This window comes from Nocardia spongicola, from assembly GCF_047200775.1.
Classification (GTDB): domain Bacteria; phylum Actinomycetota; class Actinomycetes; order Mycobacteriales; family Mycobacteriaceae; genus Nocardia.
In genome coordinates this window covers 28,429-40,191 of sequence record NZ_JBJZOO010000010.1, presented here as the reverse complement: position 1 = coordinate 40,191, position 11,763 = coordinate 28,429, and the positions used below count along the sequence as shown (strand labels likewise).

Here is an 11,763-nt window from a genome sequence, read left to right as displayed (position 1 = left end):
CGCATTTGTCTCAACCCATTTCACATTCTCTGCAGGCGGCTCAGTATCTCCGCCAGCGCCGCGCGTCCCGGCGCCCTGCCGGTCTGATCACGTAAAGCCGAATTGACCGGATCCACCCAGCGCCACAATTCGTGCCCGAACTGGTGGATACCCGCCGCCTCGACCGCTCTGCGGTTCCGTGTCGCCCGCTGGCCGCTGGCCAGTTCGAACTCCTTGGCCAGCAATGGACGCAAGTGCCGGTCCCATTCGGCGCGCGTGCCGTCCGCGCGGTCGACGAGCATCTGCGCCCTTGCCTGCCAGCGACGCAGGATTTCCGCGGGACCGTTCTCCATCTCATCGATATCGGATTCGTCCGATGTGTCGAACTGCTCGAACAGCGACCAGACCAGCCAGCCCAGCCCGACCGCCACCGGAATCCCCGCCGCGACAAGCAGCAACTCACGCGCCTGTCCTATCGCCACCAGTTCGATCAGCACAACGGCGAGTACGCAGGCGAGCACGGCTCCTACCCGGGTCATCAGATCCCTACCTTTCCCGCATGAGCGGAGCCCTCCATGGCCACGCTCCGCTGCCGCCTCCGGGCCTGACCGCTCATGCTGTATCCCCACTCCGCACGAGCGGAGCCCTCCATGGCTACGCTCCGCTGCCGCCTCCGGGCCTGACCGCTCATGCTGTATCCCCACTCCGCACGAGCGGAGCCCTCCATGGCTACGCTCCGCTGCCGCCTCCGGGCCTGACCGCTCATGCGGGCACCCTTTCGCGTAGGTCGGCGAGCACGATGCGCAGTAGCTGTTCGGCCCGCATACGCTGCCACTCCAACATGGCGTGTGGACTGAATCTGGCCTCTTCGAACAGCGCGACCAGCTCACGCGCGGACGCGTCACGCAATGCGCCCCGTTCGAACGCGCGGGCCAGCACTTCCATCGGGGTATCCGAGATCAGTGGAGCGGTGGAGTGGTCGAAGGCGAGTCCGTGCTCCATCGCCAGATAACAGGCGATGATCGCGGTACGCGCGTCCTGACCGGGTGCGTTCATCGCGGCAAGTCCCAGCTCAGCCGCGCGGGCCAACGAGTCGACCTCGGTAGGTACCGCCGGGTCCGGTGGCGCCGGAGCGGGTATCGGACTACGCCGGGACGACATCGCGACCACGACCACACCGGTGGCGGCGACCGAAAGCAAACCCGCGGCCACGATCCCGGCCAGTAGTAGCGCCGCGCCGTGCAACTCCGGCGACTGCGCGCTCGGCTCAGCCGATGTGGCACTGCCCGGCTCCGGTGGGGCTTCGGTGGTAGCGACAGGCGATGCGGGGGGCGCGGGTTCACTCGAACGGCCCGGGGCGATGAAGTAGATCGCGACCACGGTGGCGAGCAGCAAGGCCAGCAGCATCAGCGCCCCGAGCACTGCCAGCCCCACCCGCCCGAGCCGCCCCCGCCGATACTCGTCGTCATGCCGCGGCTCCGGCATGGCCAACGGCAGCCGGTGCTGACTGGCGAGCACCCCGGCCAGCAGGATCACCGTCGATACGGTCAGCAGCACCGGCATGAGTGCGACCGATAGCGCGGAGGGAGTACGCTGGCCCGGCCCGGACTCGATAATTCCTGGGATGTATCCCCGGAGCGTGACAACAGCGCAAGCCAGCAGCGCGATCAATACGATCACGCGCGATACCAGTGCGTGCCCCCAAGCCACTGCGTTACCACCAAATCAGAGTGCTGCACGTTCCAGGCACATAGTTTCATGCCATGCGGTCTGCTCGGGACGGAATCGAATACTTAGAGCCTCCTTATGGCACGGCAACCGTGGTGGAGCCCCGAAGCGCCTGTGACTATTCGGCCACCGCGGGCACCGACCGGGACAGTGCGCCCAGCCTGCTGGCCAGCCGTGCGATATCCGGTATGCCCCGAACATCCCGCACCAGCTCATCCAGCGGGGTGGGCGCGACAACCGTGAGTTCGCGATCAGCGTCGTAGAGAACATCGATCACGTTCACCAAACGCATCACCGGATCCGGCGCAGCCGTGCGCAACAGCGGGATATCGCGGATCTCCCAGCGCCGAAACCGCTGGGCAAGGGCAACGTAATCCGCAGGCGAGGTCGGGACACCACAGAGACCGGCGAAGTCGATGACGAGGGTGGCGCCGTACGCGGCAATGGCACGCACGGTTCGCGCGCCGAGGACTATCTCGACAGCCGATTCATTCGCCTGTTGCTCCGCAACCGAATCTCCCTGCTTCACAACCGAACTCTTCGAACCACTCGTGGATGCGGACAGCGTGGAACTAGCGGCCCGAGCGGTGTCCGGCCCTGGGGCAACGAGGTATCGCCCAGCCGTGAATCCGGTACGGGAACTGTCCCATACGCCGAGAGTGCGGTAATCGACCGGACCATCGACCGGCAGCACGTCCATACCCGCGAGAATGCGCTCGATCGTCGGCACGAAACGATCATGGAACAGCGGATTGGGCAGCAGATCATGCGGCGGATAGTTCGACGTCAGCACCAGCAGGACGCGGCGGGCGAACAGCACATCCAGCAGCCGGGCGAGCAACATCGCATCCCCGATGTCATGGACGTGGAACTCGTCGAAACAAACCACCAGGGCATCGCCGAGCAGCGCGTCCACCGCGGCATCGAGTGAGCCCAGTTCGTGTTTCGCGGTGTGCAATTCGTTGAAGAACCGATGGAAGTGATAGCGCCGCTTGCGTTTCGAAGCCACTTCGGTGAAGAACCGGTTCATCAGCATGGTCTTGCCCCGCCCCGGTCTGCCGTACAGGTAGATGCCACGCGCGCGACGAATCGGCTTACCGCGCCGGTCGAGCACCTCCCGTAACCGCGCCGCTGCCATAGCTTGACCGGAATCCCACTGCATGACATCGGTTCCCATGCCACCTCCTCGCCCTCTACATTTGTAGAGGGTTGGTCGAGCGACCACCAGAGAGGGTGAGCATGTCCACAAACGACCGGCGGGCACGGCTACTGGAGGCGGCCATCGACATGATCGCGACCAAAGGAATCCGCGCACTCACCCACCGCGCACTGGATACCGAACTCGGCCTCCCCGCCGGTTCTGCCTCCTACTACTTCCGTACCAGACGCGCACTGCTCGCAGGTATCGCGGACCACATCACAGAGCGTTCCCGCGCCGACTTCACCGCTGCCGAGCTCACCACCCCCACCTCCGCAGCCGCGGGCACAGAGATACCCGCCCCAGAGCTGATCGCTCGACACATCGCGGTATGGGTCGATCGGTTACTCGCCGAACGTGGCAACCACCTGATCGCCAGGCACGCCCTCCTGGTGGAACTACGTACCGACCTCGAATTGCGCGCTCGTCTCGCCCACAGCCTGTTCTCTCTCGACCGGGCCCGAGAACTGTTTCGCGCCATGGACCGCACCGACCCGGAAACAGCCGCCACCGACTTCGTGGCCGTACTGGAGGGCGCGGTCTTCGACCGTTGCACCGGGAACCGCGCCTCCCTGGCTCCCGGCAGCGCGGCCAGTATCGATCAGCTCACGAACTTGCTGTCGGTGTACCTGCACGCCCAGTGAGCGATAGCGAATTCCGACTGCCGTCACCGCCAGCCGCGCTCGGAATACCGCACGCCGCGCCCCCGAGCACGAATCGCGCTCAGCGGGTATTCGATGATGTCGCCCGGTAACTGGTGCAGCGGAAACCATTTCAGCTCATAGCATTTGTCCGGCTCCAGATTGGCAGGCTCCCCCGCCCACCGCGAGGTCTCGAAGAACAACCCGAGCCGCGGTTCCCGACCAGGCCCGGTCACATGAGCGGCGTGCACGAAACTCAGGTCAGCCGGATCGATCTCGACTCCGACCTCCTCCCGCGCTTCCCGCGCCGCCCCGGCCGTCGCAGGCTCCCCCGCTTCCAGCTTTCCCGCCGGAAGATGCCACCGTCCGTCGAACTCGTCGGCGCTACGCCGCCTGCTCAACAGCAACTCATCTGCCCGAACGAGCAGGACATGGACATCAACCACATGGCGATGGGTCATCGGCTCTCCATAAGGTTGTAAGTATTCAGGACCATACGCTCCGGATACCCAGGATGGCAGGGCTGGCTGATCGGCCCCATGATCTACGCAGGCGGAGGTACCCGCTGGTGGCGCTTCGGAATCGGCGGGCAGGCACCGAACGAGAAAACGATCCGCCACCTGCCGCAACGTATCGACGACGAGATCGATGCCGTATTCAGCGCGTGAATTCAGTTGCGGGGCCGTAATGATCGGTGATGCACTGGCGTCGTCGTTCGATGGGAAGAAGCAGAGTGGTGACCAATGCTGCATATCAATGTAAATGACCTCACTGATGCTGACTTCGACGACCCTTATGACTACTACTATGAGGGAAAACCTTTCACCGGCGAGTTGATCGAGACCACGCCCACTGGCGAGGTCATCGGAAGGGAAATGTACAAGGACGGGGTACCGGACGGCCCCTTGCGCGAAGGGTACCCCAACGGCGATGTACGAGAAGAAGGCCGAAGTATCAATGGCCATCCCGTAGGGGAATGGCGGGAATGGCATGCCAACGGATAACTGGCTGAACTGACGCTTTTCAACAATCAAGGCGATGCGCGGTGGAGGAAGAGATGGGATGACAAAGGGGAAGTTGTCTACGACTCCACATCCCACTGAACCTCCGGGGCTGCTGCACAGATAAGTGACAGTGGTTACACCAGGACTGAGGTGAATTCGTTCTCTGACATCCCGAACAACCGAGATATGTTTCGATACGCTGATTTTCGGGTGTTATGGAACGGACACGGCGCGAGCGGCGCTCACATCGGTGAGCTGCGCGGCGGCACTTGCTTGCGCCAGGCATTCGGGCAGCGAACATCGTCGGCCTGAGGTCGATACCGACTTCGGTGTCCAGACGGATGGAGGACATCATGCGAGCGCTCTACCAAGGCTTCGAATGTCAGGAATTCGCCTCGGATGCCCCATCGGTCACAGCGGAGAAGAAACGTCGGACGCATTTTCTCGTTGCATGGCAACGCCTTCGGACAAAGCCGCACTTATCCTCACCCAATTCGAACACGGGCGATTCGCATGACAGTGGGTGAGATCATCTCATTGCCCCTGCTCCGCCAATTTCGATTCAATCGGAAATGATATCGTTTCATACCTGCTACCGTCTGCGTATGATCTTTCGAAATGGCCGGACGACGTCGACGAAGAACTCCTCACCAGTGCTTTCCGACACCCAGCTCGGCCGGCGTTCCTTTCTGGTAAGTGCGAGTGTGCTCGCAGGCGCAGCACTGGCGACACCGACCGCGGTGGCGAGCCCCTTGCTGCGGCAGGCGCCGGATGCGGCAGGCGATCTCCTGCGGAACCCCGAGTTCGACAATGGAGTCATGGCTGGCGTCCCTCGCACCGACGGCGCGACACTGTGGACTCGGGTCACCGACGCTCCCGGCCTGGCATACCCTGCCGATTCCGGCAGTGCCAGCGGTTCGGCTTCCGGCAGTGCCGGCGGCTCCGGGCCCGACGGCACGCTTGCGATCATTGTGTCGACCAGGGAAGACCTCTCGGATCCTGTAGTCGCCGAGACCGTTGTGGTTCACGGGAACAGCGATAACACGGTCCATTTCGAGGTCTCCGGATTGCGCCCCGGCGAGATGTACTTCTATCAGTTCCGCGGCCGTGGCGGTGAGTCCCCGATCGGCAGGTTCAAGACCTTGCGGCCCGCGGACTCGAACGAAACGGTCCGCATCGGCTGGTTCACCTGCCAAGGTTTCGAAGAAGGCTACTACGCCGCTCATCGCCACCTGGCCGATGAGGACCTCGACCTGGTCGTATGTCTGGGCGACTACGTCTATGAGTTCACCAAACCAGGTGTCCGTGGCGTCGATGCCAATGTCTATCCCCAGGTGCTCGAGCAGATGCGGGAGAAGTATCGGCACTATCGGAGTGACGCCGATCTGCGATCCATGCACGCAGGCCACGCCTTCCTGCCGATCTGGGATGACCACGAGTTCCGTAACAATTACTGGAAGAACGGCTGGACGTTCCCAGTCGTCTCCGATGTGGACACGGCGTTCGATTTCCAGCAGAAGAAGCAGTGGGCATGGCAGTCGTGGTTCGAGCACATGCCCGTTCCCCGCTTCGCCGACGATCGGTGGCGTACTTATCGATCGTTGCGCATCGGTCGCACTGTCGAACTGTTCGCGCAGGACGCCAGGCAGTATCGCGATGTCCAAGGATGCGGCGACAACTTCACGGGGCATGTCGTGTGCGACGATGCCGACACTCCAGGTAGGTCGGTTCTCGGTGCCGCTCAGAAGGATTGGTTGCTGAGCGGATTGACGAGAACCGACGCTCGGTGGAAGGTGATGGCCAACGCCAACATGATGATGGGCATGGTTGTCGCCGATGACGGCGCTCGGGCCTGGATGGATACCTGGGACGGGTACGGCGCCGAGCGCGCAGAGCTGTTGTCCACGGTCGCGGAGAAGGTCGACAACTTCGTCGTGGTCACCGGTGACGATCACGATGGGTTCGCCGGAGAACTATGGGATACCGGCTTCGCCAAGGGAACCGCGAGCGGCGCCCAGGTGAATCCAGGCGGCACCAGACGGGCGGGGGTCGAGTTCGTCGTGCCTTCGGTGACATCAACGAACACCGGCGACGGTGGCTATACGAATCTCGGCAGTAGCGACGCTAAGGCAGGCGCGCGTGCCGAGGAACAACAGCGGCTCTCGCGAAATCCGCACCTTCGGTATATCGACATGGTCGCGCACGGTTACGGCGTCCTGGAAGCGACGGCCGATGACATGCGCTTCCATTTCCGCCACGTCGACAAGCTGGATCCGAATGCTGGAGTGACAACAGGGGCTTCGTTCCACGTTCCGACCCGAGAAGCCACCATAAACCGCCTATAACGCGAACCGGGGCTACCGTTTCACTATCAGGAAGCGGAGAGCACGAGCCCGGAGGTCGGCACCCCGGTACCTGCGGTGACCAGGATGTTCTCCAGGTCCTCCACCGGGTTGACCGAGGTACCGCGAATCTGCCGAACAGCTTCGGCGATACCGTTCATCCCGTGGATATAGGCCTCCCCGAGCTGTCCGCCATGAGTGTTCAGCGGTAGCCGACCGCCGACCTCGATGGCGCCATCGGCAATGAAATCCTTCGCCTCGCCGCGACCACAGAAGCCGAGCTCCTCCAGCTGCATGAGGACGAAGGGCGTGAAATGGTCGTAGAGGATGGCTGCCTGCATATCCTCCGGCCGCAGCCCGCTTTGCGCCCAGAGCTGATCACCGACCAGGCCCATCTCCGGTAGACCGGTCATGGCGTCGCGGTAGTAGCTGGTCATCACGTACTGATCGGCGCCGGAACCCTGTGCGGCCGCGGCGATCACGGCGGGACGCTGCGGCAGATCGCGGGCGCGCTCCGCACTGGTGACCACGATCGCGACACCGCCATCGGACTCCTGGCAGCAATCCAGCAGATGCAGCGGCTCGGCGATCCAGCGGGAATTCTGGTGCTCTTCCAGGGTGATCGGTTTGCCGTAGAAGAACGCTGCCGGGTTGACCGCGGCGTGTCTGCGGTCGGCGACCGCGACCCGTCCGAAGTCCGCGCTGGTGGCCCCGTAGACGTGCATATAGCGTCTGGCGACCATCGCCACCTGCGCGGCGGGGGTGCCGAGCCCTTGCGGGTAGGACCAACCGGCGTCGATACCAGAGGAGGTGGGCGCGGCGGCCAGGGCCGTGGAGAACTGGCCGAACCGGGATACCGAACGTTCGTTGAATGCCCGGTAGGCCACGACCACCTCGGCGATGCCGGTGGCTACCGCCATAGCGGCCTGTTGCACGGTGGCGCAGGCGGCGCCACCGCCGTAGCCGATATGGCTGAAGAAGGTCAGCTGTGGGATGCCGACCGCCCTGGCCACGGCGGCCTGGGTGTTGGTGTCCATGGTGAATGTGGTGAGGCCGTCCACATCGGCTGGGGTCAGGCCCGCATCGGCCAGCGCGGCGGTCACCGCCTCGGCGGCCAGTCGCAGTTCACTGCGGCCGGAGTCCTTGGAGAAATCGGTGGCGCCGATACCCGCGATGGCCGCGCGCCGGGAAATGCTCTGCTCGGTCATCGTCCCTCCGCTCTGTGCTCGGTCCTCGGCAAGGCGAGGACGACTGTGGCCTTGATGTGGTCACCGAGGCTGTCTGTGCCGATCACATCGAGGTGGATGTCCTCGCCTTCCAGCGCGGTCACCGTGCCGGTGAGCGTCAGCGTGTCTCCGGCGTACAACGGCACGCCAAGCCGCAGCGCGATGGACTTCATGATCGCGCGTGGGCCTGCCCAGTCGGTGACGAACCGCTCCACCAAACCGGTGTCGGTGAGGATGTTGACGAAGATGTCTTTGGAGCCTTGTGCGACAGCTTTGTCCCTGTCGTGGTGCACATCCTGGAAATCTCTTGTGGCAAGGGCACTGCTGACCACGAATGTGGGATCGGCGGTGATCACCAGCTCCGGTAGCACGGTGCCGACCCGGACGGCCGCAGGCTCGATGGTGGCGGTCATGTGGTCACCTGCCAGTACGGCAGGATCGCCGCATCGTCGAGCCGCTCGAAACCGACTTCGACCGGCAGGCCCACCCGCACTTCGGCGGGATCTATCCCCCGCAGCTCTCCGAGCATGCGCACGCCCTCCTCCAATTCGACCAGCGCGACCACGAACGGCAGCTGCCGCCCAGGCACCTTCGGCGCGTGGTGTACGACGTAACTGAACACGGTGCCGCGCCCGGTCGCGACGACGTAATCGGTCGGCTTCGATTTGTCCTGCCAGATGGCCGGGATGGGCGGGTGCCGCAATGATCCGTCCGGCAGCCGCTGGATGCGTAGCTCACCGACTTCGGTTCCGGCCCAGAAGAACTCGGTGTCCCTCGAGATCAGCGGGGTGACCCGCTGCCCTGGATCAGGTTTCGGCTTCGCAGTACCAGGGGCGAACTTCAGCAGCCGGAACAGCATTTCGGCGACTACTTCGTCACCGGCCCGCCAGGTGGTCTGAAAGGTGACGAACCAGCCCTCGCCGAGCGCGGTCTGTTTCGGTCCGCGCAGATCCGACAATCTGCTCGTGGCCGAAACCTCTTCGCCGATCTGGAGATAACGGTGATAGGTCTGCTGGCAATCGGTGCCGACTACGGAGGTGTACCCCGCGGCGTCGAGCATCTGGATGGCCGCCCCCATCGGATCGTCGTCGGGGCGGGAGCCCCTGAGCCCGAACATGGTCCATACCTGGGCCATAGCAGGCGGTGCGACCACGCCGGGATGTCCGGCGGCGCGGGCCGCCTCCGCATCCACGTAGATGGGGTTGGTGTTGCCGAGCGCTTCGAGCCAATTGTTGATCATCGGCTGGTTCACCGGATCACGTCCGAAACGGGGCGTGGACTCACCTGCCGCCTGTATTGCCTCAGCCGCGGCGATGATCGCTTCCGGAGTAGCGGTTTCCGGCATGCCGGACTCCTTCGTTCGCTATCGGGGTACTCGGGGCAGCCGGAGGCCGGAGGAGGCGACCAGCTCGCGCATCACCTCGTTGACGCCGCCACCGAAAGTGACCACGAGGTTCTGCTTGGTCCTGCGGTCCAACCAGGTCAGCAGTTCACCGGTGGCCGGGTCGGCTGGGTCGCCGTAACGGCCGACGATCTCCTCGGCGAGCCTGCCTGCCTCTTGCAGCGCTTCGGTGGAGAAAACCTTGGTGGCCGAGGCGTCGGCGATCACCTGGGACTGGTCGTCCGCGGCGGCGGCCTGCGCGGAACGCGACCATACGGAGCTACGCGCCCCCGGTCCCGCCGCACCCGCGGCCACCTGCCAATTCAACAGTTCGTTCAGCCGGACCATGGCGTGGATACGACCGAGTGTCCGGCGCACATCGGGATGCCCGAGCACACCGTGTGCCTGCGCCCAGTCCCGCGCCCGGTCGTAGAGCTGTTCGATCTTGCCGGACGGACCAAGGCTCACCCGCTCGTGGTTGAGCTGCGTCGTGATCAGCTTCCACCCCTTGTTCTCCGTGCCGACCAGCATGGACGCGGGCACCCGCACATTGTCGAAATAGGTCGCGTTGGTGTGGTGCGCGCCGTCGCAGGTGATGATCGGCGTCCACGAGTACCCGGCCGCGGTGGTGTCGACGATCAGGATCGTGATCCCCCGGTGGCGTGACTCGGTCGATCCGGTGCGGCAGGCCAGCCAGACATAGTCGGCTTCATGCGCGCCCGTAGTGAAAATCTTCTGCCCGTTGACGATCCAGTCCCCGGACTCATCGCGGACCGCCGAAGTGCGCAACGCCGCCAGATCGGTGCCCGCCTCTGGTTCGGAATAACCGATCGCGAAGTGGATATCACCGGAAAGGATTCCTGGCAGGAACCGCTGCTTCTGTTCCTCGGTGCCGAACTGCTGCAGCGTCGGGCCGACAGTCAGCAGGGTGACCAGCGGAAGCGGGACATCGGCGCGTACTGCTTCATTGAAGAAGATCTGCTGCTCGACCGGCCCCAAGCCCTGCCCGCCGTATTCCTTCGGCCAGCCGAGACCGAGCCAGCCGTCACGTCCCATCCGCCGCACTACCGCGCGGTACGCCTCGCCGTGCCGGTTCTCCGCCATCTCGGCCTCCTCCTGCGGAGTCACGAGATCGGCGAAGTATTTGCGCAGTTCGTCGCGCAGTCGGCACTGTTCAGTGGTCAGATCGATGAACATCGTGCTCCCAATCGATCGAGTCGGAACGATGCCCCGCCGAGCCAGCGGGCAATATCCTTGGCCTGCGCGTAGTAGCGATGCATCGGGTGGGTGATATCGACACCGAGACCGCCGTGCAGGTGGTGACATTTCTGCATGGCGGCGGGCAGTTCGGCGGCAATGGTGTAGGCGAGGACATCCAGATCGTCATCGATGCGCTCGCGGTGTTTCTGACTCGAATCCTCCTGAGCGAGAGCCCAGTTCGCCGAGGCAGTGACGACATGCAGGGTGCGCGAAACGACATACAGATCAGCGATCTGCTGGGCTACCGCCTGGAACTGTGCCAATGGCCTGCCGAACTGATTGCGGGTGCGCAGGTGCTCGGCGGTCAGGACGATCGCACCGGTGAGCAGTCCGTCGGCCACGGAACCGATCGAGGCGAGCGCGATCCGGTGCAGATCAGCGAGTCCCGAGGACCAGAGCTGTTCGGCGGGAATCTCCACCTGGTCCAGTGTCACGGTGCATTCGGGAATGCCGCCGGAGACCGGCGTTGGTGTCACGGTGACCCCATCGGCATCCGAATCGACCAGAGCGATACCGGAATTGGTCGGTACGAGCAGCCAGCGTGCCTGCTCGGCATAGGGCACCGCCACCTTGCTTCCGTGCACCCGTACCGTTGTGCCGCTGGTGACCGCGGTGGTCTCCGGTTTATCGGTGAACGGCGCCGCGGGCTCGCTCAATGCGGCCGTGAGCACCGCGCCAGCCGCGACCTCTGGCAGCACCCTGGCCAGGACGCTCTCCGGTGCTGAGGCGACCAAAGGCAGCACACCGAAGCCGAGCGTGGGCAGGGCAGGCACCGCGACCGCGTCCATCGCCAGCTCGGTGAGCAATACCGATACCTCGGGCAACCCCATACCGTCGCCGCCGTGTTGCTGAGGTACCGGCAGGGCAAGCAGGCCGGAGTCGGCCAGCAGCGGCCACAGCCGCATATCGCGTGCGGGCTCGCGCTCCAGCAAGCTCACGACGACTTCGGCCACCGCGTCCTGGCCCTCGTCCCTGGTGAAATCCACGCTCTTCTCCGCGTCGTC

At 64.3% G+C, this 11,763-nt stretch carries 13 protein-coding genes; 4 read left to right on the top strand and 9 right to left on the bottom strand.

Annotated features, from left to right (window positions below; all coding sequences use genetic code 11):
* Positions 1–20: 20 nt before the first annotated feature.
* The 3 genes from ACL02S_RS17725 to zapE all read right to left on the bottom strand — a co-directional run bounded on the left by ACL02S_RS17725 (position 21) and on the right by zapE (position 2,884).
* The gene (locus ACL02S_RS17725; RefSeq protein ID WP_412803549.1) at positions 21–518 is read right to left on the bottom strand and encodes a hypothetical protein; all 498 of its coding nucleotides are present in this window, start codon (positions 516–518) and stop codon (positions 21–23) included.
* Positions 519–741: 223 nt separating this feature from the next.
* A complete protein-coding gene (locus ACL02S_RS17720) occupies positions 742–1,659 on the bottom strand; it encodes a DUF4129 domain-containing protein (protein ID WP_412803548.1) in 918 nt (305 codons plus the stop codon).
* Positions 1,660–1,825: 166 nt separating this feature from the next.
* Positions 1,826–2,884 carry a cell division protein ZapE gene (gene zapE / locus ACL02S_RS17715; protein ID WP_412803547.1) on the bottom strand — a complete coding sequence of 353 codons (1,059 nt, stop codon included), beginning with the start codon at positions 2,882–2,884 and terminating at the stop codon, positions 1,826–1,828.
* Positions 2,885–2,946: 62 nt separating this feature from the next.
* Between zapE and ACL02S_RS17710 the strand changes: the two genes are divergently transcribed.
* A complete protein-coding gene (locus ACL02S_RS17710) occupies positions 2,947–3,549 on the top strand; it encodes a TetR/AcrR family transcriptional regulator (protein WP_412803546.1) in 603 nt (200 codons plus the stop codon).
* Positions 3,550–3,572: 23 nt separating this feature from the next.
* On the opposite strand, the gene ACL02S_RS17705 is transcribed toward ACL02S_RS17710, so the two are convergent.
* Positions 3,573–4,007, bottom strand: a complete 435-nt coding sequence (locus ACL02S_RS17705) for an NUDIX hydrolase (RefSeq protein ID WP_412803545.1) — start codon at positions 4,005–4,007, stop codon at positions 3,573–3,575.
* A 78-nt stretch (positions 4,008–4,085) separates the two neighbouring features.
* Here ACL02S_RS17705 and ACL02S_RS17700 point away from each other — a divergent pair, with 78 nt between their 5' ends.
* The 3 genes from ACL02S_RS17700 (at position 4,086) to ACL02S_RS17690 (ending at position 6,895) form a co-directional block, all read left to right on the top strand.
* Positions 4,086–4,214 (top strand): hypothetical protein, encoded by a 129-nt coding sequence (locus ACL02S_RS17700; RefSeq protein WP_412803544.1) that lies wholly within the window; start codon positions 4,086–4,088, stop codon positions 4,212–4,214.
* A 75-nt stretch (positions 4,215–4,289) separates the two neighbouring features.
* The gene (locus ACL02S_RS17695; RefSeq protein ID WP_412803543.1) at positions 4,290–4,550 is read left to right on the top strand and encodes a toxin-antitoxin system YwqK family antitoxin; all 261 of its coding nucleotides are present in this window, start codon (positions 4,290–4,292) and stop codon (positions 4,548–4,550) included.
* A 605-nt stretch (positions 4,551–5,155) separates the two neighbouring features.
* Positions 5,156–6,895, top strand: a complete 1,740-nt coding sequence (locus ACL02S_RS17690; protein ID WP_412803542.1) for an alkaline phosphatase D family protein — start codon at positions 5,156–5,158, stop codon at positions 6,893–6,895.
* A gap of 26 nt (positions 6,896–6,921) precedes the next feature.
* Here ACL02S_RS17690 and ACL02S_RS17685 read toward each other — a convergent pair whose 3' ends face one another.
* From ACL02S_RS17685 to ACL02S_RS17665, 5 genes are read right to left on the bottom strand one after another with little or no spacing between them, the layout of a single operon-like run.
* A complete protein-coding gene (locus ACL02S_RS17685) occupies positions 6,922–8,100 on the bottom strand; it encodes a lipid-transfer protein (RefSeq protein ID WP_412803541.1) in 1,179 nt (392 codons plus the stop codon).
* Positions 8,097–8,531 carry a MaoC family dehydratase gene (locus tag ACL02S_RS17680; RefSeq protein WP_412803540.1) on the bottom strand — a complete coding sequence of 145 codons (435 nt, stop codon included), beginning with the start codon at positions 8,529–8,531 and terminating at the stop codon, positions 8,097–8,099. The genes ACL02S_RS17685 and ACL02S_RS17680 overlap by 4 nt, the downstream gene beginning before the upstream one ends.
* On the bottom strand, positions 8,528–9,463 hold the full coding sequence (locus ACL02S_RS17675; protein WP_412803539.1) for a bifunctional MaoC family dehydratase N-terminal/OB-fold nucleic acid binding domain-containing protein: 936 nt from the start codon (positions 9,461–9,463) through the stop codon (positions 8,528–8,530). The genes ACL02S_RS17680 and ACL02S_RS17675 overlap by 4 nt, the downstream gene beginning before the upstream one ends.
* An 18-nt stretch (positions 9,464–9,481) precedes the next feature.
* Positions 9,482–10,696 (bottom strand): acyl-CoA dehydrogenase family protein, encoded by a 1,215-nt coding sequence (locus ACL02S_RS17670; RefSeq protein ID WP_412803538.1) that lies wholly within the window; start codon positions 10,694–10,696, stop codon positions 9,482–9,484.
* Entirely contained in the window at positions 10,681–11,745 is a 1,065-nt protein-coding gene (locus tag ACL02S_RS17665) for an acyl-CoA dehydrogenase family protein (protein ID WP_412803537.1), read from the bottom strand. The genes ACL02S_RS17670 and ACL02S_RS17665 overlap by 16 nt, the downstream gene beginning before the upstream one ends.
* Positions 11,746–11,763: the final 18 nt, after the last annotated feature.

Coding starts and splice junctions, on each gene's coding strand:
- ACL02S_RS17725 (WP_412803549.1), bottom strand. CDS start 518: ATGACCCGGGTAGGAGCCGTGCTCGCCTGCGTACTCGCCGTTGTGCTG.
- zapE (WP_412803547.1), bottom strand. CDS start 2,884: ATGGGAACCGATGTCATGCAGTGGGATTCCGGTCAAGCTATGGCAGCG.
- ACL02S_RS17710 (WP_412803546.1), top strand. CDS start 2,947: ATGTCCACAAACGACCGGCGGGCACGGCTACTGGAGGCGGCCATCGAC.
- ACL02S_RS17705 (WP_412803545.1), bottom strand. CDS start 4,007: ATGACCCATCGCCATGTGGTTGATGTCCATGTCCTGCTCGTTCGGGCA.
- ACL02S_RS17700 (WP_412803544.1), top strand. CDS start 4,086: ATGATCTACGCAGGCGGAGGTACCCGCTGGTGGCGCTTCGGAATCGGC.
- ACL02S_RS17695 (WP_412803543.1), top strand. CDS start 4,290: ATGCTGCATATCAATGTAAATGACCTCACTGATGCTGACTTCGACGAC.
- ACL02S_RS17690 (WP_412803542.1), top strand. CDS start 5,156: ATGATCTTTCGAAATGGCCGGACGACGTCGACGAAGAACTCCTCACCA.
- ACL02S_RS17685 (WP_412803541.1), bottom strand. CDS start 8,100: ATGACCGAGCAGAGCATTTCCCGGCGCGCGGCCATCGCGGGTATCGGC.
- ACL02S_RS17680 (WP_412803540.1), bottom strand. CDS start 8,531: ATGACCGCCACCATCGAGCCTGCGGCCGTCCGGGTCGGCACCGTGCTA.
- ACL02S_RS17675 (WP_412803539.1), bottom strand. CDS start 9,463: ATGCCGGAAACCGCTACTCCGGAAGCGATCATCGCCGCGGCTGAGGCA.
- ACL02S_RS17670 (WP_412803538.1), bottom strand. CDS start 10,696: ATGTTCATCGATCTGACCACTGAACAGTGCCGACTGCGCGACGAACTG.